Source organism: uncultured Salegentibacter sp. (assembly GCF_963972535.1).
Classification (GTDB): domain Bacteria; phylum Bacteroidota; class Bacteroidia; order Flavobacteriales; family Flavobacteriaceae; genus Salegentibacter.
This window is the reverse complement of sequence record NZ_CAXAVR010000037.1, coordinates 1-23,303: the sequence shown is the minus strand read 5'-3', so window position 1 is coordinate 23,303 and position 23,303 is coordinate 1. Positions and strand designations below refer to the sequence as shown.

Sequence of the window (23,303 nt, the reverse complement as noted above, 5' to 3'; positions counted from 1 at the left end):
ATCAGCGAATCTTCAGAATTACTTATGAATGTGGAAATATAGATGTTCAACAATCACTTACGTTAGAAAATATTAAAACACAACTGGAGCCTGTTTATACTAAAAAAGATCCCACCTGTGAGAATGAAAATGGAGTATTGACAATCACTAATTTTAATACAGATTATATATATGAACTGAATTCAGCTACTGGAAATTTTGAGTTAAATAATGCTACTAGTTCACTATCTCCAGGGGTTTATACCATATCAGTTGCTTTAAATGAATGTGTTTTTACAACCAATAGTTTTGAAGTTCTATCTGCACCAGCCATAGCAGAAACTCCTGAAACCATAGTAGTAACTCAACCCACCTGTAATATTGAAACGGGAAAGATTACGGTAAATGCTACTGAGGGATATATGTACAGTCTGGATGGCGAAATTTTCCAGGCGTCAAACATTTTTGAAAAGCTTTCTCCTGGAACTTACGTGATATATGCCCAAAATGAAGATGAGTGTATCTCCCAGCCCTCTAAGAATATAATTATCGAAGAAAACGAAGGAAGTCCGGCACAACCAGAAGCCATTGTTTCTCAACAACCAACTTGCGAAGATACTACCGGAATAATTTCGGTAACTACTGATGACGGAATTACTTATACCCTGCTGGATGAAAATGACAACGCTGTAAATAACACCATCGAAAATGGAAAATTCAATGATCTAGCGGCTGGATCTTATTTTGTACAAGCCAGCAATGGAGATTGCGAAGCGATTTCTGAAGCAATTGTAATTGAAGAAAACGAAGGAAGTCCTGAGCAACCAGAAGCGATTATTTCTCAACAACCAACTTGCGAAAATACTACCGGAACAATATCAGTAACTACTGTTGACGGAATTACTTACACCCTGCTTGATTCAAATCAAAGCGCTTTAAATGATACTATTGAAAACGGAGAATTCAGTGATTTATCTGCTGGAACCTATTATGTAAAAGCTAGCAATGGAGATTGTGAAACTGTTTCGCAAGCAATTGTGCTTGAAAAAAATGAAGGAAGTCCCGACCAACCGGAAGCCATTGCTTCTCAGCAACCAACTTGTGAAGACACTACCGGGACAATTGCGGTAACAACTGTTCAGGGAATTTCTTACATACTTTTAGATGAAAATCAAAACGCTTTAAACAATACTATTGAAAATGGTGAATTCACTGATCTAACAGCCGGAACTTATTTTGTTCAGGCAAGCAATGATGATTGTGAATCGGTTTCTGAAGCTTTGGTAATTGAAGAAAATGAAGGAAGTCCGGCGCAACCAGAAGCAACTGTTTCTCCGCAACCAACTTGCGAAGACACCACCGGAACGATTTCGGTAACTACTATTGAGGGAATTTCATATACACTTCTTGATGAAAATCAAAATGCTTTAAACAATGCAATTGAAAACGGGGAATTCAGTGATTTAGCTGCAGGAACTTATTTTATCCAAGCTAGCAATGGAGATTGTGAAACGATTTCTGAAGAATTAGTAATCGAAAAAAATCAAGGAAGTCTGGCGCAACCGGAAGTCATTGTTTCTCAACAACCGACTTGCGAAGACACTACAGGAACAATTTCGGTAACAACTGTTCAGGGAATCACATATAGCCTGCTTGATGAGAATCAAAACGCTGTAAACAATACCATCGAAAATGGAGAATTTAGCAATCTAACCGCAGGAACTTATTTTATCCAGGCTAGCAATGGAGACTGTGAAGCAACTTCTAAAGCAATTATTATTAAAGAAAACCAAGGAAACCCGGTACAACCAGAAGCCAGTATTTCTCAACAACCAACTTGCGAAGATATTACAGGAGCGATTTCAGTAACTACTGATGACGGAATTACTTATATACTTTTGAATGAAAATCAAAACTCACTAAGTAATTCTATCGAAAACGGGGAATTTAGTGATTTAACCGAAGGAACATATTTTGTAAAAGCTAGCAATGGAGATTGCGAAGCGATTTCGGAAGCTTTGGTAATTGAAGAAAACAAAGGAAATCCGGCGCAACCGGAAGCCATTGTTTCTCAACAACCAACTTGCGAAGATACCACCGGAACCATTTCAGTAACCACGGATGACGGAATTACTTATACCCTACTTGATGAAAATGAAAATCCATTAAATAATACAATTGAAAATGGTGAATTCAGTAATCTAGCTGCAGGCACTTATTTTGTTCAGGCTGGTAATGAAGATTGCGAAGCGATTTCTGAAGCTTTGGTAATTGAAGAAAACCAAGGAAGTCCGGCACAACCGGAAGCCATTGTTTCTCAACAACCGACTTGTGAAAATATTACAGGAGTGATTTCGGTAGCTACTGTTCAGGGAATTACTTATACACTTTTAGATGAAAATCAAAACTCACTAAGTAATTCTATCGAAAACGGGGGATTCCTTGATCTAACAGACGGAACTTATTTCGTGCAAGCGAGCAATGGAGATTGCGAAGCAACTTCTGAAGCAGTTGTAATTGAAGAAAATCAGGGAAGCCCGGTACAACCGGAAGCTATTGTTTCTCAGCAACCGACTTGCGAAGATATTACAGGAGCGATTTTGGTAACAACTGTTCAGGGAATTACTTATACACTTTTAGATGAAAATCAAAACTCACTAAGTAATTCTATCGAAAACGGGGAATTCACTAATTTATCAGCTGGAACTTATCTTATCCAGGCTAGTAATGAAGACTGCGAAGCAACTTCTAAAGCAATTGTGATCGAAGAAAACAAAGGAAATCCCGCGCATCCAGAAGCGATTGTTTCTCAGCAACCAACTTGCGAAGATACTACCGGAACAATTTCAGTAACTACTGTTGACGTAATTTCTTATACACTTTTAGATTCAAATCAAAACCCTCTAAACAATACTATTGAAAATGGAGAATTCAGTAATCTAACTGCAGGAACTTATTTCGTTCAGGCTAGTAATGGAGATTGCAAAACGACTTCTGAAGCTATTGTAATTGGAGAAAACCAAGGAAGTCCGGCGCAACCAGAAGCAACTGTTTCTCAGCAACCGACTTGCGAAGATACTACCGGAACAATTTCAGTAACTTCTGTTCAGGGAATTACTTATACCCTGCTTGATGAAAATGAAAATGTTTTAAACGATACTATTGAAAACGATGAATTCCTTGATCTACCAGCCGGCACTTATTTTGTACAGGCAAGCAATGGAGATTGCGAAGCGATTTCTGAAGCAATAATTATCCAAGAAAACGAAGGAAGTCCGATGCAACCGGAAGCCTTTGTTTCTCAGAAACCAACTTGTGCAGATACTACCGGAACAATTTCGGTAACAACTGTTCAGGGAATTACTTACACCTTGCTTGATTCAAATGAAAACACTTTAAATAATACTATTGAAAACGGAAATTTCAATGATCTAGCTGCTGGAACTTATTTTATCCAGGCTAGCAATGGAGACTGCGAAGCAATTTCCGAAGCAATTGTGATCGAGGAAAATCAAGGAAGTCCGGCGCAACCGGAAGCCATTGTTTCTCAGCAACCAACTTGCGAAGATACTACAGCAACGATTTCAGTAACTACTAATGAAAGCATTACTTATACTTTGCTTGATGAAAATGAAAACGTTTTAAACAATGCTATTGAAAACGGAGATTTCAGTGATCTTCTAGCAGGAACTTATTTCGTTCAGGCTAGCAATGGTGATTGTGAAGCAACTTCTGAGGCAATTCTAATTGAAGACAACGAAGGAAGTCCTGTACAACCAGAAGCCATTGTTTCTCAGCAAACGACTTGCGAAGATGTTACCGGAACAATTTCAGTAACTATTGAAGCGGGAATTAATTACACCCTTCTTGATGAAAATCAAAACGCTGTAAACAATACCATCGAAAACGGAGAATTCAGTGATCTAGCAGCAGGAACTTATTTCGTACAAGCAAGCAATGGAGATTGTGAAGCAATTTCTGAAGCAATTGTGATCGAAGAAAACGAAGGAAATCCGGCACAACCAGAAGCCACTGTTTCTCAGCCGACTTGCGAAGATACTACCGGAGCAATTTCAGTAACAATTGTTCAGGGAATTTCTTATACTCTACTTGATGAAAATCAAAACGCTTTAAGCAATGCAATTGAAAACGGGGAATTCAGTGATTTAGCTGCTGGATCTTATTTTGTAAAAGCTAATAATGAAGATTGCGGAACTGTTTCAGAAGCAATTGTGATTGAAAAAAACGCAGGAAGTCCGGAATCTCCAGTTATTATTTCGGTTACAAATACAACTTGTGGCGAAAGTAATGGTATCATAGAGTTTGAGCTTAGTGAAGGTTTATCTTATATATTAAAGGATAGCGAGGAAAATGAATATTCTCACGAAAATGGGATCATTTCAAATTTAGCATCGGGAACCTATTACCTGGTAGTACAGAATAATGATTGTGAATCTACTATAGAAATAATTGTTGAAGCAGATCTAGACGAAGAGGCACCAGTAATCATCTCATGTCCTACTGATTTAACAAACGTAGCTACAGACGAGGGAATGTGTTCTGCTTCTAATTTTGTTCTTGGAGATCTTGTTGCTGAAGATAATTGTGATTCAGAATTAAGTATAACCCACGATGCTCCGGAAGTATTTGAACCTGGAGAAACAATCGTAACCTGGACGGTAAAAGATAAGTCTGGAAATACAACTACCTGTACTCAAACAATTATTGTAATTGATAACCAGGCTCCGGTAATTGCTGAAGTGGAAACTATAAATACCACCACCGATGCAGACACTTGTGGCGCGATGATAAGCATCAATGCTCCGGAAGCTACTGATAACTGTTCTGTAGGAAATGTAATCGGAACCCGGGATGATAATCAGGATCTTGAGGCTGAATATCCGGTGGGAACAACAACTATTACCTGGACAGCAACCGATGAAAATGGAAATGAAGCTGAGCTGGTTATACAAACTGTAAATGTTGAAGATAACGAAGCTCCGGTAATTGCTGAAGTGGAAACTATAAATATCACTACCGATGTAGACAATTGTGGCGCGATGATAACCATCAATGCTCCGGAAGCTACTGATAACTGTTCAGTAGGAAATGTAATTGGAACCCGGGATGATAATCAGGATCTTGATGCTGAATATCCGATGGGAACAACTACGATTACCTGGACAGCAACTGACGTAAATGGAAACGAAGCTGTGCCAGTTATACAAATTGTAAATGTTGAAGATAACCAGGCTCCGATAATTGCTGAAGTGGAAACTATAAATACCACTACCGATACAGATACTTGTGGCGCGATGATAACCATCAATGCTCCGGAAGCTACTGATAACTGTTCAGTAGGAAATGTAATCGGAACCCGGGATGATAATCAGGATCTTGAGGCTGAATATCCGGTGGGAACAACAACTATTACCTGGACAGCAACCGATGAAAATGGAAATGAAGCTGAGCCGGTAATTCAGATCGTAACAGTAATCGATGATCAGGCACCTTCAATTGAATGTCCTGATAACATGATATTTAGTACAGAAACCAATGTTGATTTTGCTACAGTGAATTTTGACAATCCTTTAGCAATCGATAATTGTGAAGTGATTGTAGAACAAACCGGCGGACCTATTTTTGGTTCTCAATTTCCTATTGGAACAACCACAGTAACTTTTACGGCAACAGATAGTTCAGGAAATACCAGTAAATGTAGCTTTGATATAACTATTGAAGATACAGAAGATCCTTCTTTAGAATGTCCGTTAGATATTTCAAAAGATATTGATGCCGGTCTATGTGCTGCGGTAGTGGAATTTGAAACTCCTGAAGGTTTTGATAATTCCGGGGATGTTACTGTAGAACAAACCGCTGGCCTGTCTTCAGGAGAGGTATTTCCGGTGGGCACTACAACTATAACTTTTACTGCTTCTGATTCAGCAGGAAATACAACCAGCTGTAGCTTTAATGTAACGGTAATTGATGATGAAGCCCCGGTTATTGAAGAAAAAAATGATATCACGGTAAATACCGATCCCGATTTATGTGGTGCGATTGTGGAATACGATATTCCGTCGGCAAGCGATGATTGTGGCATAGAAAGTATAGCACTTACTAAAGGTTTGGCTCCAGGGTCTGAATTTCCTATAGGCCAAACTACAGTCACCTATACCGCTACCGATATTAATGGAAATTCAGCTAATTCCAGCTTTACAGTGACCGTGATAGATAATGAATCTCCCACAATCTCCTGTCCGGAAGATATTACCTTAAACGTTGAATTCGGAACGGGGAACGTGGTGGTAAATTATGAAGCCATTATCGGTTCAGATAATTGCTCAGAAACGAGTATAGAACTAGTCGAAGGTTATGCGTCTGGAGAAGAATTCCCGGTTGGTCAAACAACGGTTACCTATAAAGTTACCGATGCTGAGGGAAATTCTGCCAGTTGCTCGTTCACAGTTATTGTAGAAGAAGATTTGGAAGAAACTCCTCCAGCACCAGATGCTCCACAAGTTGAAGTAATTCAGCCAGACTGTGTTACCCCAACTGGGGTAATCCTGATTAATATTGAAGACGGACTTACCTATAGCATTGACGAAGAAAATTATTATGCAGTAGATGAATTTACAGCGCTTGAGCCGGGAACTTATTCAGTAACGGCAAGGGATGAATTTGATCAAATTTCAGAAGTTACCGTGGTAACTTTAGAAGATCCTGTAGCAAGCCAAATTGAAACCAGCACGATAAGCCTTTGTACTGAAGATATCACTTTCGATTTATCTGAACTGTTGCAGGGAGACTACGACACCTCTGGAACCTGGGTAGATCTAGAAAATACCGGGGCCCTAAATCAGGGCACTATTGATCCGGCTTTGCTTCAGGTTGGCACCTATACTTTTAATTATCAGTTAAACAATGGTATTTGTAATTCTACTACAGAAGTTACAGTATCTATAAATGATGATTGTGTGGTTCTACCTTGTAGCCTGGAAGATATTCAATCAAGTATTTCTAAAGCGGTAACACCTAATAACGATAACCATAATGATTATTTCAGTATAGATTTTGCCAGCGAATGCGGCTTCACTTACGATGTAAAGATCTTTAACCGTTGGGGAAGTAAAGTTTACGAAGCTGTTAACTATCAAAACGATTGGGATGGATATTCAACAAACTCCATAACAAGTTCAAATCAGTTGCCTTCAGGAACTTATTTCTATATCCTGGAAATTAGAAATAGCGGATTTGCCCCTATTCAAGGTTACATCTATTTAGGAACAAAATAAAAAACAAAGAACATGAAAAATATATATCTACTCATATTTTGTCTTATGTTTTCGGTTTCGGCTTTAGCCCAGCAATTACCGCAATTCACCCAATATATGTACAATACCATTTCTATAAACCCAGCCTATGCCGGGAGCCGGGATGGGTTCTCTATAACCGCCTTAAATCGTAATCAATGGGCCGGAGTTAGCGGAGCACCAAATACGCAAACGCTCTCTGTACATTCTCCACTTACTAACGATAAAGTGGGTCTTGGACTTTCGGTTATTAACGATAAAACCGGTTATGAGAATTATACCTATGCTTACGGAGATTTTGCTTATCGTCTAGATTTCAGCAATGACATCTCACTGGCAATGGGTTTAAAGGCAGGAATGAGTTATTATAATCTGGATCAGGAATTATTTACCGATCAGCAGGTTTTGAATGATCCGTTTTTTGAAGATCGATTTAATAAATGGACTCCAAATTTTGGAATTGGTTTCTATCTTTCTTCGCAGAAATGGTATATCGGGGCATCTGCTCCTAAGCTAATTAACAACAACAATCACGAATATAGTGAGTTCCTAGCCATGGAACAGATTCATTATTATCTTACCGGTGGATATGTTTTTGATTTGAACGAAAATCTAAAATTTAGACCCACATCCTTATTAAAAATGACCAGCGGTGCACCGCTTTCTGTAGATTTTTCGGGAACAATGATCTTTAATGAGAAATTTTACCTGGGTGCCAACTGGCGAATAGATGATGCTTTGGGAGCTTTCCTGGATGTAGAACTTTTTGATGGTTTTAGAGCAGGTTATGCTTACGAATATTCAATTTCAGACATAAGGCCATACACTTCTGGTTCACACGAAATCCTACTTATTTACGAATTCAGATTTCAAAAAACCAGGTACAAATCTCCCCGATTCTTTTAATATAAATGCCGCCGATTATGAAAAAACAATACTATTTAATTCTATTATTCTTAGTGTTTAGCATAAACCTGCAGGCACAATATGGTAAACAAAAAAAAGCCGATAAGCTATATAGCAATTTTGCTTATACAGAAGCCGTGGATGTTTACAAAGAACTTATAGCAAACGAATATAATCTCAAGGAAAACAGGTTAAAACTCGCCGACACTTATATGAAATTAAGAAGTCCAGAAAACGCTGTTTTTTATTATGAAGATGTTTTAGAAGATTCTACAAATATTTCTGCGGAATATTATTACGAATACGCCCAGGCCTTGCGCGGAGCGAAAAGATATAAAGAGTCCCGGGAATGGCTGCAGAAATATCTTGAAAGTCGCGGCGAAGCTTCAGCTGAAGCGAATAAAATACTGAACAGGACAAACTCTGCAATACAAACCACCTATAAACTTCAGAAAAGTGATTTTAATTCAGAATTTAGTGATTTTGGCGCTGTAAAATATAAGGATGAAACATATCTTATTTCAGCTCGAAATTCAAAGAATTCAGAAAAAGAATATTCCTGGAACGAGGAGCCTTTCTTAGATATTTATAAATTAAATTCTAATAGTGAGGTCTCTCCTATTTCAGGAGAAATTAATACCAAATTGCACGACGGCCCAATAAGTTTTAGCCCAAATGGGGAAACTTTATATTTTACCCGAAATAATTATTTCAATAATAAGGAAGGAAAAAGAGATAAAGAAGCTACTAACCATTTAAAGATCTATTCCGCTCAAAAATCGGGAAATAGCTGGGTAAATATTCAGGAATTACCGTTTAATAGTGATAATTATTCTGTGGGACACCCAACGGTTTCCCAAGACGGAAAAACACTTTATTTTGCTTCTAATATGCCAGGTGGCCAGGGCGGCACCGATCTTTATAAGGTTTCCAAAAAGGGAAATAATACTTTTGGAGTCCCGGAAAATTTAGGAAGTGAAATTAATACACCTGAAGATGAAACTTTTCCCTTTATAGATGAAGAAAATGTACTCTACTTCTCTTCTACCGGTCACGGCAGTTACGGTTTAGCCGATATTTTTAAGACAGATTTAGAGGCTGAAAATCTTGAAGTTCAAAACCTCGGAGAAACCATCAACAGTAATTTAGATGATTTTAGTTATTTTGAAGAAAACGGCGTGAATGCGGGGTTTATAGCTTCTAATCGGGAGGGTTCAGATAATATTTATAGCTTTAATCAATTGCTTCCCCTGGTATTAAAAGGAAAAGTTACCGATGCTGTAAATGGAAACCCTATTCCCCGGGCTACCATAAGACTTTTTAATAAAAATAATGAAGAAATTGCATTTTTGGAATCTAATGAAGATGGAAATTACCAAACCACGGTAAATAGAAATGTAGATATTCCGTTGGAAGCAAAGCAAATTGAATATCAAAATTTTAGTGACACTCTAGATACGCGCAATATGGAAGATTCGGAAGAATTAATCTATAATATCGCACTCCCACCGGTTGCCGATGTGGAATATTTAGCTGAAATAAATAATATTTATTTCGATTTTGACAAAAGTAATATTAGAGCAGATGCCGCAAAAGAACTGGATAAACTGGTAAAATTAATGAAAGAAGAATATCCAGATTTGGTGATAGAAATTGGTTCCCATACCGACAAACGTGGAAGTGATATTTATAACGATGCTCTAGCCGAAAGACGGGCCAAAGCCACTCGTGATTATCTAATTGCAGAAGGTGTAAATGGAGAGAGACTTCAAAAACAGGCTTTTGGAGAACGTAAACCAGCCATAGACTGTGATCGCTGTTCCATTGAGCAACACCAGCTTAATCGCCGCTCTATGTTTAGCGTGGTTAAGATGGATTAATTGTTTTGAAGTAAATAAAATTAAAAAAGGTTCAGCAAAACGCTGAACCTTTTTTCCTTAATCAATCTATGAAAAACAAATATTACTTTCTTATAAAGATATTGGTGAAATAATTACGGCCTTCTGCATCATCTACCACAGATACTCCAAAGTGAGAATGGTTTCCTTCAATATTCTTCTTGTGGCCATCACTATTTAACCAGGCATTTACCACTGCTTCTGCAGTACGGTAGCCAAATCCAACATTTTCACTTACAGATTTTGCTCCAACAGCCTCCACCAGATTTTCGTAACGTGCACCAAAATTATCGTGACTTACCTTTCCAACTTCAAGCATGTAATAATTATGAGATTCGGCTTCTAAAGAAACTTCAGCTATTGGTTTAAGAGGTTCAAGTTCCAGGCTTTTACGATGTGCATTCACTAATTCAAGAATACTACTTTCAATTTCAGAATAATTAAAATTAACAATTTCTTCTGCGGTATGATTGTAGGAATTCACTTCGTCTTCGATGCTTTGCTTTGCGCAGGAAATCGTTGATATAGAGAGCAAAACAAGTATTGCAAACCTAAAGGTACTTTTTCTCATAGTTCAGTAAGTTAGACTGGGAAGTTAAAAGTACACTTTTTATCGACTAAAAACATATGTTAAAATGCAGTTCATCGATTTTATCTGAATTTTAACATAAATAGTAAGTTTTATCCTACTAAAAATGAACTTGTTAGGAATTCAGAAAATTTAAAATGTAGGAAAATGTAAGGAAAAGTGTTATTCAAAGACAAAAACCTTCCCATCATCGGCAAGTTCAACTTCAGGAAAAATACCTGCAGCTTCTTCTCTAAATAAATTGATATTAGAATATCGGGTAGAATAATGGCCAAGAATTAGTTTTTGCACCCCTGCTTCTTTAGCAATTTGGGCAGCTTCTTTAGCCGTGCTATGTTTGGTGGGAAAAGCCAGTTCTGCTTTATCTTCAAGAAAAGTAGATTCGTGGTATAAAACCGTCGAACCGCTTATCTGTGGAATCATGTTCTGATTAAAGGCGGTATCACTACAATAGGCGTAACTTTTTGTAGGTTCAGGTGGCGCGGTTACTAAATGATTAGGAACCAATTCGCCAGATTCAGAAGTTACATCTTTTCCTTTCTTTAAACTTTTATAGAGGGAAACATCAATATTATATTCAACCGCTTTATTGATAAGCAATTTCCGGTCGCCGGGTTTTTCTTTAAATAGAAAACCGTTGGTATAAATTCTATGAATTAAAGGGATAGTTTCTACGCTTAGCTTTTCATTTTCAAAAATAAGCTGGGGTTCCTTGCTGCTCAATTCATGAAAATAAAGCGGGTAATTAGTCCAGGAATTAGAAAGTTTTAGCTGTATTGTTATGATTTCCTTTATTCCTTTTGGCCCGTAAACGTGTAATTCAGTTTCCCGGTTCAACAATCTAAAGGTAGAAATAAGCCCAACAAGCCCGTAACAATGATCCCCGTGAAGATGGGAAATAAAGACGTGTTTTATCCTGGAAAATTTAATTTTATTACGCCTTAGTTGTACTTGCGTCCCTTCGCCACAATCAATTAAAAACAATTCGTTTTTAATTTCCAACACCTGGGAAGTTGGATTTGTGAAACTTCGGGGAGTAGCAGCGTAACAGCCAAGAATATTGAGCTTCATGCAGTAAGAATTAAACCCCTAAATCCCGTTGAATTTCGTCCATTTGAATAAGATCTTCAGCTTCCCGTAAAGAGGGCACTACCACAATTTCTTCAGGTAGTTCATCTATAGTAACTGCATTACTTATTAAAACAAAAGATTTATTATTCATTTGGTGTGTAGTGGCAATTTCTAAAAATCCCATCACTTCTTCTTTTTGAATTTGGTGATAGGCAAGCAAGTTTACTGCCACATTATTATTTTCAAACTCGGCGTGTCTTTGTGTAAGTAACGAAACAAAATCTACGACCGGAGCTTCTAAAGGTTCTATTAAAATATAATTCTCTTTTTCTGAAATCTTCATAGCGTGGTTTCTTTGAAATTTAAAGTTAAGGAATTAAAGCCTTTTAGTGGTTTATCTTTGAAGCTAATAAATAAATCACTGCCATTCTAACGGCTACTCCATTTTGTACCTGGTCTAAAATAATCGCATTTTCGGCATCGGCAACATCGCTGGTAATTTCCACGCCGCGGTTAATTGGTCCCGGGTGCATTATTACTATTTCTTTATTCAGACTTTCTAGCATTTTCTTATTTAGCTGAAATTGCTGTGCGTATTCCCTGGTACTGGGAAAATAACTAATATCCATTCGCTCATTCTGAACTCTAAGCATATTTGCCACATCACACCATTCCAGGGCCTTTCTAAGATCGGTCTCTACGCCCACACCCAAAGATTCAATATGTTTTGGCAATAAAGTTTTAGGCCCACAAACCTTAACTTCGGCTCCCTGAAGTTTAAGTGCAAAAATATTTGAAAGAGCTACCCTACTATGCAAAATATCACCTACAATCACCACTTTTTTACCTTTAACTTCACCGAGACGCTCTTTAATAGAGTAGCTGTCTAAAAGCGCCTGGGTAGGATGCTCGTGTGCACCGTCTCCGGCATTAATAATACTGGCTTTTACGTGGCGGGAAAGAAAAATTCCTGCCCCGGGATTGGGGTGTCGCATCACTACCATATCTACTTTCATAGATAAAATATTGTTTACGGTATCTATAAGGGTTTCTCCCTTTTTTACTGAAGAAGATGCAGCCGAAAAATTTACGACATCGGCACTTAAGCGTTTCTCTGCAAGTTCAAAAGAAAGTCGGGTTCTGGTAGAATTTTCAAAAAACAGGTTGGCAATGGTAATATCTCTAAGCGAAGGGACTTTTTTAATGGGCCGGTTAATCACTTCTTTAAAATGATTGGCGGTTTTAAAAATAAGCTCAATATCTTCTTTGGTTAGATATTTAATTCCCAGTAAGTGGTTTACACTTAATTCGCTCATATTTTTAATTATTTAGAAACCAGATAAACCACGTCTTCCCCATCGTTTTCTTTCCAGTTCACTATTACTTTTTCTTCATTTATAGCATCTACCTGTCGCCCGTTATAATCTGGCTGAATGGGTAAATGACGGCTAAAACGTCTATCTATAAAACTTAATAATTCAATTTCTGCAGGCCTGCCAAAAGATTGTACGGCAGTTAGTGCAGCTCTAATGCTGCGTCCGGTGTAAAGAACATCATCTATAAAAACCACTTTTTTATCTTCAACAATAAAATCAATTTTAGTCTTATTCGCTTCAAGCGGTTTGTCACTTCTTCTAAAATCGTCTCGATAAAAAGTGATATCCAGGTGACCGTATTTTAAATCTTCAATCTTGTATTCTTCTTCCAGAATTTTTATAATCCTTTCAGCAAGAAAAACACCTCGCGGTTGGATTCCTATAATTACGGTATTTTTAAAATCGGTGTGATTTTCAACTAACTGGCAGGCAAGACGGTGTAAAATAATATTTATTTCAACAGCATTCAGTAATGTTCTTTGGCCCATAGTTTAGTTGCAAAAAATAGAAGTTCTGTCACAAAAGTAAGCTTTTTTATTTTTTTCTGAAGTTGAATAGACTTCAGTTTTAAATCTTTTTACTGAAGAACTTAAACTGGATATTCTTTTATTCAATGGAAGGTTAAAATTGGTACTTAAAAATAGGCTGAAGTTTTTATAGATTAAATAAAACTCTGATTTTCAATAGTTTTATAGATTAAAATTAAGTAATTTTATAGTATTAAATTGATGAAATTATGCTGGTAGAAAGACACGATTACGATACCGTAAGCCAGGCAATGAATGGTCTTGCTGCTCGAGGTTATACCACCGACTTTAAATTAGAGCCGGAAAAGGATAAAATTGTTGCTCCACAGCGCTCCCTTGAACTTTCTCCTGAAGATTTTGAAATTGATGAAATCTACCGTTTTGAAGGGATCACAGATCCCGGCGATGAAATGATTGTTTACGCCATTTCTTCTCACAATCATAAAATAAAAGGCGTTTTGGTAAATGCTTTTGGAACTTATTCAGATTCTAATACTTACGATATTGTAAAGCGTCTGCATAAACACCTTTAGATCTTCCTAACTGGATTTTCACTGAATCCCAATAAATTCTTTAATTTTATAGAGCTATTAAATTTAAATTTTTAGCTCCGGCTTTAGCTGAAATTCCTGAATTTCAGTTATCGGTTATTTTTTACCAATAATTTAACCCAGGATGAGGCTGGTTTTTACTTAATTGAAACAAAAAATTATGGAAGATAAAATACTTGGTTTACACCATATTACTGCAATTGCCGGAGATGCGCAACGCAATTACGATTTTTACACCAAAGTTCTAGGATTACGAATGGTTAAGAAAACGGTGAATTTTGATGATCCTAAAACCTATCATTTTTACTTTGGCGATAAAGTTGGTTCTCCTGGAAGTATTTTAACTTTTTTCCCGTGGCCACGAGTTAGGCAGGGGAAAAACGGCGTGGGAATGGCCACCGAAATAGGTTATTCGGTTCCCGAAGGCAGCCTCGATTTCTGGCAAGAGCGCTTTGAAAAACACGGAGTGGAGTTTGGAAAAATCAGGGAGCAGTTTGGAGAACAATATTTACCTTTTAGAGATCCCGACGGACTTAATTTAAAACTAATTGTCACTAAACACCAGGATAATCGCGAGGCCTGGGAAACCGATGAAATTAAAAGCGATGTGGCTTTAAAAGGTTTTCATAGTGTAACTCTTACGCTATTTAATGTTGGTCCTACTGCCAGTATACTAACAGATATTTTTGACTACGAACTCGAAGAAAAATCAGGTGAATTTTATAGATACAATACCAGTGCAGTAGAAAATGCTGCCATAATTGATATTCACGAAGACCCAACAGCCGACCGTGGAATTAACGCCGGTGGTACTAATCATCATATCGCTTTTCGGGTAAAAGATGAAGAAACCCAAATGCGCTTTAGGGAAAAAATTATTCAGAAAGGTTTACAAATCACTGAAAAAATAGATAGGGATTATTTCTATTCGCTCTATTTTAGAGAACCTGGCGGAGTTTTATTTGAAATTGCTACCGATAATCCCGGCTTTACAAGAGATGAAAGCCTTGAAGAACTTGGAACCAACCTAAAATTACCTGAACAATATGAAGGTTCCAGAGATAGGATTGAAAAACTCCTGCCTGAATTAAAACAATAGACAAACATAAAAGACTATCTCAGAATCTTAGATCCTGAAATAAATTCAGGATGACGCTTAAAGATTCTCAGATAGTCTTTATCAATAAGGAAGAAAACTCCTACTCTACCACATACATCTCGTTAGATGCTTTAATATATTCCTGCGGATTAAAAGTAGACTCAAAACTGTTTCGCACCACGTTAAGTTTCGTTTTTAGATCGGCGATTTTAGTTTTTAAATATTCATCGTTCTCGTATTTCTTGATAAGCGAATCATATTTCTTTAAATTTTCAAGAATTCTAAAAGTAATCGTTCCAAAACGTATCTTTAAATTCTGTACCGCGATCATCTGGTCGTGATAATCCTGTTTCCAGTTTTCAGGATTTTTAGCTTTTTCTTCAGCGATTTTATTTTCAGCAATTTTAGAAATATCTAAAATATACTGAGTACGTTTTTTTGCATCGGTTTCATTGGTGAAATGACGATCAAACTCGGTTGGGTCAATTTCCAGGATTTGCACTAAATTTTCCTGCATTGCCTTTTCCTGTAGCTCTTTTAATTCATCCAGGTTTTTATTAATAGATTCCCACTCGGTTTCTATAAGATCCTTATCGTGGGTAAATTGCGCCACAGTTGTGGTTAGTTTCAGCATTTCTGTACTTTGCTGTTTCAGTTTTTTATCGCCCCAACCAAGAGAATTTATAAAGCTTCCAATTCCGTCAAAAACGGTTCCGGCAAACATTCCGGTAAAGGGCGTTCCCTGGGCAAGATCTCCAGTTACATTTAGAATATGGCTTAATGCAGAAAGCCTGGCATCATTTTTCTTTTCATCTTCAATAAACTTTCTAAACTGGCCAAACCACTCCTGGTAACCTTCATAATGCATTGGGTTACTCACCTGGTCTAAAGTTGCATAAAATTCACGGGAAGCATTAAACAGATTTAGCGGCTTAATTTCGCGTTCCATAGATGCTAAATTTAACACGGCAGAACTGTAATTATATTTGTAAACGCTAATGGTATTTTTATCTATTTCTTCCTGGCGTTCTTCAAGGAATTTAACACGTTCCAGAAGTTTTTCTACTTTTTCTGCAGAAGAATTCGTGTTTTGAATGCTTTCATCAAGATTGCTAATTTTTGAATCTATTTCTTTAATTCTAAATTCCAGATTCTGACTTAACAAACTGCGTTCTCTATTAAGCTCCTGGAGCACCTGCTGGGTTACCGATTGGTCATCGGCAAAGCTTTGTGCCAATGAATTCTGAAAAAACATACCCGTAAAACACAGGAAAATAAAACCTAATTTATTCATTATCAATTATTTTAATCAGCTAATTTATTTATTTATAACGATTGGAAGATAATCATATTCTATGCCAGTTCAATTTTTAATTTTAATCATTCAATTTTCCCAGCCTGAGAAGAATGGGAAAAACTATTTTATTTTTATTTCCAAAGGCGGTTTTAAGTTCATTTTTAATCAAATTTACAGGATTTTCACCCTTTTCTTTTTCATAGTGTTTTACAGCGCTCCAGGTTTCTAAGTATCCTATTAAATGATCAAAACTCCATTGATATTCCTGCTGAAACGTAGGTGTCTCAATTTCCTGAAAAGGAAAAGGAATTGTTTGATATTTTTCATTTAAATAGCGCCTTTCTTCATCCCAAAACGGGCCAATAATATCTTTATAAAATTTATGAATCAGTTTATCTGTTTCCAAATTACTTTTAAATAAGGAATAACCTATTAGCGCAATAATTCCATTAGGCTTTAAAACCCGCTCAACTTCGTTGTAAAAAGTTTTAAAATTGAACCAGTGAACGGCCTGCGCCACCGTAATGAGATCAAAAGTTTTATCCTGAAAATTTGTTTTTTCAGCCCGTTGCACAGAATATTGAATATTAGGCTTTCTTACTGCATTTTCTAATTGTTGCTTACTAATATCTGTAGCTTCTACTTTTTGAAAGAAATTTGCTAATTCTCCCGCTACCTGGCCATTTCCCGTACCGCAGTCCCAGGCAGTTTCAGTTGCAGTTAATTTTTCTTTCAAAAATTCATATAATCCCTGCGGATAGGAAGGTCTATACCTTGCATAGGAAGAAGATTGAGTAGAAAAATTATCTTTCATTAAAATATAATTTCAATTAAAAATAAGTAAAATAAAGACAAAAAAAGAACCGTCTAAAAAGACGGTTCTTATAAATATTATAATCTAAATTTTTCTATTGATTTACATCAAGGGTATCAGGTTCCTGACTGTAATCTGATTCATCTACTGCGCCAGGATTTACCTTCATTGTACCATCATCTGTTGGTGCGTCCATATCTTCCATTACATCTGCAGCCTTATGAAAGAAATTACGCAACTTTTCTTTCGCATTATCAGCTTGCATATCAATATTCTGAAGTTCAGCTTTCAAGTCATCTACTTCTTCAGAAAGTTCATCATAAGCATTTTCCTGGAGTTTTTCGAGGGAAGCTATGGCAGTTTGCAATTGTGCGTTCATATCATCTGCCGGTTGGCTTAGACTATCGCCAATAACTTCAAGCTTTTCATCGGCCTGCATTCCAAAATCTCTACTTCTTTCTGAAACTGCTGCTGCAAATTTTTGCAAAGCTGTTTCAGGATCAATTTCTTCCTGCATTTCTTCATATTCATCATCTCCATCTACATAGGTAAGATAATCTGCTACCGCGTTGGTTTGATAGGCAAAATTAGACATAGTATCTTCCTCAATCTCCAGGGTCTGTTCGATTTCTATCTCTGCATCATCGGCTTTTTTATTACCATCGTTACAGGCAAATAGAAGCCCGGAAGCCATAACTATAAGTCCGGTTTTTTTGACAAAAGCCGGTGTTGTAAGTTTAGATTCAAAATTCTTTCTCAGTTTCATAGTTTCCTATTTTGGTTGTTTTACTTAAAATTAGGAAATAAATAAAAGCTGAACTTAGCACGAATGATAAACTATTTCTAAAAATTTAGATAAAACTCTAATTTTAGTTAAATTAGAATGAATAAGTATAAAAAAGGCAAAATTATCTTAAAAAATTGCGATTTACACGTTGAATCTAAAATGCATTACATCGCCATCCTGTACAATATATTCTTTACCTTCTACTCGCATTTTACCGGCTTCTTTTACCTTAGCTTCGCTTCCAAGGCTGTCAAAATCGGCATAAGAAATTACCTCGGCGCGAATAAATCCTTTTTCAAAATCGGTATGAATTACTCCGGCTGCCTGTGGCGCAGTAGCTCCTACAGGAATAGTCCAGGCGCGTACTTCTTTTACCCCAGCGGTAAAATAGGTTTGGAGGTTTAATAATTCGTAAGCTCCACGAATTAATTTGGCAGAACCAGGTTCTTCGAGACCAATATCCTGAAGAAACATTTGTCTTTCCTCAAAATCATCAAGCTCGGTAATATCAGCTTCAGTTCCTACGGCAAGTACTAAAACTTCAGCATTTTCCTCTTTTACTGCTTCTCTTACGCGATCTACGTGAGCGTTACCATCTACCGCTGCATCTTCATCTACATTACAAACGTACATCACCGGCTTATCGGTAATAAACTGAAGCGGTTTTATAAAATCTTTTCTTTCTTCTTCGGTTAAATCTATAGCCCTAACAGATTTCCCAGCTTCCAGACCTCCTTTAACTTTACTAAGTGCAGCTTCTTCTTTTTGGGCCTCTTTATTCCCGGTACGAGCAGCACGCTTTACTTTCTCCAACTTCTTCTCTGCGGTTTCAAGATCTTTAAGCTGAAGCTCCATATCTATGGTTTCCTTGTCTCTAATAGGATCTATAGAACCATCTACGTGTACAATATTATCGTTCTCAAAACAACGCAAAACGTGTAGAATGGCATCGGTTTCACGAATATTTCCAAGAAACTGGTTCCCCAATCCTTCGCCTTTACTAGCGCCTTTTACCAAACCGGCAATATCTACAATTTCTACTGTGGCCGGCTGTACTTTTTCGGGTTTAACCAAACTTTCCAATCGTTGAATCCTGGGATCTGGAACATTCACTACCCCAACATTAGGTTCTATGGTACAAAAAGGAAAATTCGCGCTCTGTGCCTTTGCATTAGAGAGACAATTAAATAACGTCGATTTTCCTACGTTTGGTAATCCTACAATTCCGGCTTTCATAGTAATGATTTTTTGCGGCTGCAAATGTACATATTTTCTAGTGTAGCGACTAATTTCTTTTTATTTGCATTAGCAATTCAGCATAAAAAATCTTTTTCTTCATAATAAGAACATTATTAGTATGTTTATTGATGTTATATGTTGAAGATTCTCAGAAGGAATTTTTCTAAAAATCATCTATAAACAGATTTTCTTCTGAATAATGAAGATTTAAAATACCTCAAATTGTTATGAAAAAAATTCAAATTTTACTGCTCGCAATTAGCTTAAGCCTTGCAGGCTGTTATAGTGACAGGGATGATTTAAACCCCAATGCCAATAATCCTGCAGTTCCCGAAATCCCACAGGAAACCGAAAATCAATTTATTTCTGAAGATGGCGAGGTTTATTCCACCGGCCTTGAATGCTCTGGAAATGGTAACTACAATATAGATGCTGAAAATTTACTGGAAAGCCTCGTTATTCCCGATAGCTTACCGGCAGCTTTTGATCTTTCTGAAAACCTTCCCCCGGTTGGCGATCAGGGCGCGCTGGGGTCTTGCGTTTCCTGGGCTACGAGTTATTATTTGAAATCTTTCCAGGAAAAAGTTGAATCTGGATTACCTTATTCTGAAGCAAATATTTTTAGTCCGTCTTATACTTATAATCAAATTACCACCGATGAATGCGGCGGAACTTCAATTCCTGAAACTCTTGCTTTTATAGAAGAACAGGGAGTCGCGGCTTTAGAACTTTTCCCATATACTGATAATGAATGCGAAACCCAACCCGACGAAGCTGTAATTGCAGCCGCCGAAGAAGCAAGAATAGCTGATTATAAAGGTTTAAGCGGGGAAAATATGCTAGCCGAAATGAAAACTTTAATTACCCAACAACAACCCATTGTTATTGGCGCAGTGCTTTCTCCAGAATTTGGTAAAACCGATAATTTTGGGCTATCGGCATACCGGGAACACGCTGTAGATTATGAAGATGTAACCTGTCACGCGATGTTAGTAGTTGGCTTTAATGATGAATTTGGCGCTTTTAAAGTAGTAAACTCCTGGGGAGAAGCCTGGGGCGACAATGGTTTTGTTTGGATAGACTACCAGGCTTTTGAAAATGTTTCAAATCAAGACGCGCCTTTTAAAGTGATTAACCAGGCTTATGTAGCCTACGACCTTTAGTATATATCTCAATATTTTAAAATTAAGTTTCCCTAATTTTAAAAATAAGTGTTTTCCCATAATTTAAGCGCAACAGGGTTTGAGAATTGTCACTTTGCCCTAACTTTGCGGCTATGGAAAATACCCGGGTTTTACATACGCTTAAAGAATATTTTGGTTACGATAGTTTTAGACCGCTTCAAAAAAAGATTATCGATTCGGTTTTTGAAGGCAAAGATAACCTGGTAATTATGCCAACCGGTGGCGGAAAATCTATTTGTTACCAGCTTCCGGCCATTTTACTTCCAGAAATCACCCTGGTGATTTCCCCACTTATCGCCTTGATGAAAGACCAGGTAGACGGACTTACCGCTAATGGCGTTCCAGCGGCATTTTTAAATAGTAGCCAAACCGAAAGCCAGCAACAGGAGATCTTTAAAAAAATTGATTCCAAAGAATTAAAACTACTTTATGTTGCTCCAGAAAGTCTGCAGTTTGTAGACCGTTTTATGAGCGACGGCAAAATAAGTTTGATTGCGGTAGATGAAGCACATTGTATTTCCAGTTGGGGACACGATTTTAGACCGGCTTATACGCAACTAGGCTATTTAAAAAATCGCTTTCCCACTACTCCAATGATCGCGCTAACCGCTACGGCCGATAAAGCTACGCGCGAAGATATTTGCCGACAATTAAATATTCCAAACGCCGAAAAGCATATTGCTTCTTTTGATAGGAAAAACCTGAGTTTAGATGTTCGACCCGGCATTAAACGTTTTGAGCAAATCACCAATTTCGTTAAAAACCGAAAGAAGGAAAGTGGCATAATATACTGCCTAAGCCGAAAAAACACCGAGGAAATTGCTGAAAAACTGCAGCGAAAAGGTTTTGAAGCCGAAGCTTACCACGCCGGTTTACCTGCTGAAAAACGTATTGAAATTCAGGATAATTTTATCAATGATAATTCAAAGATTATTTGTGCCACCATCGCCTTTGGAATGGGCATCGATAAATCAAATATCCGTTGGGTGATTCATTATAATATGCCAAAAAACCTGGAAGGCTATTACCAGGAAATTGGTCGTGCAGGGCGAGACGGATTGCCTTCAGACACTATGCTTTTTCATAGTTATGCCGATGTGGTGCAGTTGCAAAAATTCGCTTCCAATTCAGGAAATGAAGAAGTGCAGCTTGCAAAGCTAGACCGAATGAAGCAATATTCTGAAGCTTTAAGTTGCCGTAGAAAAATATTGCTGAGTTATTTTGGAGAATTAAAACAGGAAGATTGTGGTAACTGTGATATTTGTAAGAATCCACCCCAATTTTTTGATGGAACGGTGATCGCTCAAAAAGCACTCTCGTGTATTTTCAGACTAAAAGAAAACGAACCGATTACTGTGCTTATAGATGTGCTTCGCGGTTCACAAAATGAAGCTGTTATTAGCAAAAACTATCAGAAAATTAAAACTTTTGGAATTGGCAATGATATTTCCTGGCACCACTGGCAGCAGTATATCATTCAGCTTATCAACCTTGGTTATGTAGAAATCGCTTTTCATAGAGGTAATAATTTACAACTTACCAAATTGGCTAAAAATGTTCTGTTTGAAGGCGAAAAAGTCCAGCTTGCTGAAGTTCCAGACCGTAAAAAACTGAAACGCCGTGAAGAGACAGAAATTTCAGAAAAAACTGCCGATAATTCTCTATTTGAAAGACTAAGACAGTTAAGGTTAAAAATTGCTCGGGAAGAAGAAATTCCTGCCTACCTTATCTTTAACGATGCTACCTTAAAAGAAATGGAAAAATCCCGCCCTATGACCGATGAGGAATTTCTTCAAATAAATGGTGTGGGAAGGCAGAAAATGCAGGATTACGGGTACGAATTCATAAAGGAGATCATCGCTTTTAGTAAAAAAAAACGTAGCACTAAAAAACGTAAAAAAGCAAATACCTACAAGGCTACTTTAGATTTATTAAATGAAGGTTTAAACCTGGAAGAAATTGCGAAAAAACGAGAGCTGGCGATTACTACTGTTTATTCGCATTTAGCAAAATTGTATGCCGAAAATGAAGCGGTAGATCCTATGAAATATATTTCTAAAGCTGATTTTAAAGCTATTGAAAAAGCCAAAACTGAACTTGAAAATCCGGAAGGTTTAAAACCATATTTTGAACATTTTGAAGAAGCAATAGATTACGGCACGATCAGACTGGCTTTGGCAGTTTTAGAAAAAGAAGAAGCGAAAGTTTAATAATCTTCCAACCCAATTTTATTTAAAAACAAGCCCGAGGCCGGTACTATGTAATCCATTTGCATTTCAACGCCGGGTTTTAAGCTGTTTTCCAGATCTTTCAGTGTCAATTCACCTCTACCAAGTTGCAGCAAAGCGCCCATCATTAAACGAACCTGGTGTCTTAGGAAACCTGCACTGTGAATATGAAAAATATAGGATTTTTCAGGAAAAAAGCTGGCGGTAATTTCGGTATTTTCAACTAATTCAGATTTTATAATCTCACGCTCAAAAGTGCTGTTTTCTGAAACCCGCACGCAGTAATTTCTAAACTGGTGTTTTCCTTCAAAAAGCTTTGCTCCTTTTTTCATCAATTCAATGTCAAGATCAAATTGAAAATTAGCCATTAATGGCGCACAGAAAGGATGATTTTTCTCTCCAAAACTAAATAAATAAGCATATTCCTTAAGTTTTGGATGCTGAA

General features: G+C 37.2%; 16 protein-coding genes and 1 pseudogene. 7 read left to right on the top strand and 10 right to left on the bottom strand.

Annotation, left to right across the window (positions count from 1 at the left end; translation table 11 throughout):
* The first annotated feature begins 137 nt into the window (after positions 1 to 137).
* The 3 genes from AACZ30_RS06740 to AACZ30_RS06730 are packed head-to-tail and all read left to right on the top strand — an operon-like array spanning position 138 to position 10,078.
* Positions 138 to 7,274: an HYR domain-containing protein gene (locus AACZ30_RS06740; RefSeq protein WP_339648410.1), complete on the top strand. Its 7,137-nt coding sequence runs from the start codon at positions 138 to 140 to the stop codon at positions 7,272 to 7,274.
* Between the two features lie 12 nt (positions 7,275 to 7,286).
* A complete protein-coding gene (locus AACZ30_RS06735) occupies positions 7,287 to 8,198 on the top strand; it encodes a type IX secretion system membrane protein PorP/SprF (RefSeq protein ID WP_339648409.1) in 912 nt (303 codons plus the stop codon).
* Positions 8,199 to 8,215: 17 nt separating this feature from the next.
* Positions 8,216 to 10,078, top strand: coding sequence for an OmpA family protein (locus AACZ30_RS06730; RefSeq protein WP_339648408.1), 1,863 nt, complete (start codon positions 8,216 to 8,218; stop codon positions 10,076 to 10,078).
* An 82-nt stretch (positions 10,079 to 10,160) separates the two neighbouring features.
* On the opposite strand, the gene AACZ30_RS06725 is transcribed toward AACZ30_RS06730, so the two are convergent.
* The 5 genes from AACZ30_RS06725 to pyrR form a co-directional block, all read right to left on the bottom strand.
* Complete coding sequence (locus AACZ30_RS06725) at positions 10,161 to 10,667, bottom strand: CAP domain-containing protein (protein ID WP_075327180.1); 507 nt, start codon at positions 10,665 to 10,667, stop codon at positions 10,161 to 10,163.
* 180 nt (positions 10,668 to 10,847) lie between these two features.
* Positions 10,848 to 11,756: a ribonuclease Z gene (locus AACZ30_RS06720; protein ID WP_339648406.1), complete on the bottom strand. Its 909-nt coding sequence runs from the start codon at positions 11,754 to 11,756 to the stop codon at positions 10,848 to 10,850.
* Between the two features lie 10 nt (positions 11,757 to 11,766).
* The gene (locus AACZ30_RS06715) at positions 11,767 to 12,099 is read right to left on the bottom strand and encodes a ribonuclease Z (protein ID WP_075327182.1); all 333 of its coding nucleotides are present in this window, start codon (positions 12,097 to 12,099) and stop codon (positions 11,767 to 11,769) included.
* 43 nt (positions 12,100 to 12,142) lie between these two features.
* The gene (locus AACZ30_RS06710) at positions 12,143 to 13,072 is read right to left on the bottom strand and encodes an aspartate carbamoyltransferase catalytic subunit (RefSeq protein WP_075327183.1); all 930 of its coding nucleotides are present in this window, start codon (positions 13,070 to 13,072) and stop codon (positions 12,143 to 12,145) included.
* An 8-nt stretch (positions 13,073 to 13,080) separates the two neighbouring features.
* On the bottom strand, positions 13,081 to 13,620 hold the full coding sequence (gene pyrR, locus AACZ30_RS06705) for a bifunctional pyr operon transcriptional regulator/uracil phosphoribosyltransferase PyrR (RefSeq protein ID WP_339648405.1): 540 nt from the start codon (positions 13,618 to 13,620) through the stop codon (positions 13,081 to 13,083).
* 248 nt (positions 13,621 to 13,868) lie between these two features.
* On the opposite strand from pyrR, the gene AACZ30_RS06700 reads away from it, so the two are divergent.
* A complete protein-coding gene (locus tag AACZ30_RS06700; protein ID WP_075327185.1) occupies positions 13,869 to 14,192 on the top strand; it encodes a phosphoribosylpyrophosphate synthetase in 324 nt (107 codons plus the stop codon).
* Positions 14,193 to 14,370: 178 nt separating this feature from the next.
* Entirely contained in the window at positions 14,371 to 15,309 is a 939-nt protein-coding gene (locus tag AACZ30_RS06695) for a ring-cleaving dioxygenase (RefSeq protein ID WP_339648404.1), read from the top strand.
* A gap of 100 nt (positions 15,310 to 15,409) precedes the next feature.
* On the opposite strand, the gene AACZ30_RS06690 is transcribed toward AACZ30_RS06695, so the two are convergent.
* From AACZ30_RS06690 to ychF, 4 genes are all read right to left on the bottom strand, one after another.
* Positions 15,410 to 16,603, bottom strand: coding sequence for a hypothetical protein (locus tag AACZ30_RS06690; protein WP_339648403.1), 1,194 nt, complete (start codon positions 16,601 to 16,603; stop codon positions 15,410 to 15,412).
* Between the two features lie 82 nt (positions 16,604 to 16,685).
* Positions 16,686 to 17,420: a class I SAM-dependent methyltransferase gene (locus tag AACZ30_RS06685; RefSeq protein WP_339648402.1), complete on the bottom strand. Its 735-nt coding sequence runs from the start codon at positions 17,418 to 17,420 to the stop codon at positions 16,686 to 16,688.
* A 94-nt stretch (positions 17,421 to 17,514) separates the two neighbouring features.
* The gene (locus AACZ30_RS06680; protein WP_339648400.1) at positions 17,515 to 18,186 is read right to left on the bottom strand and encodes a hypothetical protein; all 672 of its coding nucleotides are present in this window, start codon (positions 18,184 to 18,186) and stop codon (positions 17,515 to 17,517) included.
* Between the two features lie 162 nt (positions 18,187 to 18,348).
* Positions 18,349 to 19,443, bottom strand: a complete 1,095-nt coding sequence (gene ychF, locus AACZ30_RS06675; protein ID WP_075327190.1) for a redox-regulated ATPase YchF — start codon at positions 19,441 to 19,443, stop codon at positions 18,349 to 18,351.
* A 230-nt stretch (positions 19,444 to 19,673) separates the two neighbouring features.
* Between ychF and AACZ30_RS06670 the strand changes: the two genes are divergently transcribed.
* Positions 19,674 to 20,609, top strand: a complete 936-nt coding sequence (locus tag AACZ30_RS06670; protein ID WP_339648398.1) for a C1 family peptidase — start codon at positions 19,674 to 19,676, stop codon at positions 20,607 to 20,609.
* Positions 20,610 to 20,722: 113 nt separating this feature from the next.
* Complete coding sequence (recQ, locus tag AACZ30_RS06665; protein WP_339648397.1) at positions 20,723 to 22,840, top strand: DNA helicase RecQ; 2,118 nt, start codon at positions 20,723 to 20,725, stop codon at positions 22,838 to 22,840.
* Here recQ and AACZ30_RS06660 read toward each other — a convergent pair.
* A pseudogene (locus tag AACZ30_RS06660) lies at positions 22,837 to 23,303 on the bottom strand (tRNA pseudouridine(38-40) synthase TruA); the annotation flags it as partial. The gene recQ and the pseudogene AACZ30_RS06660 sit on opposite strands and share 4 nt — an antisense overlap.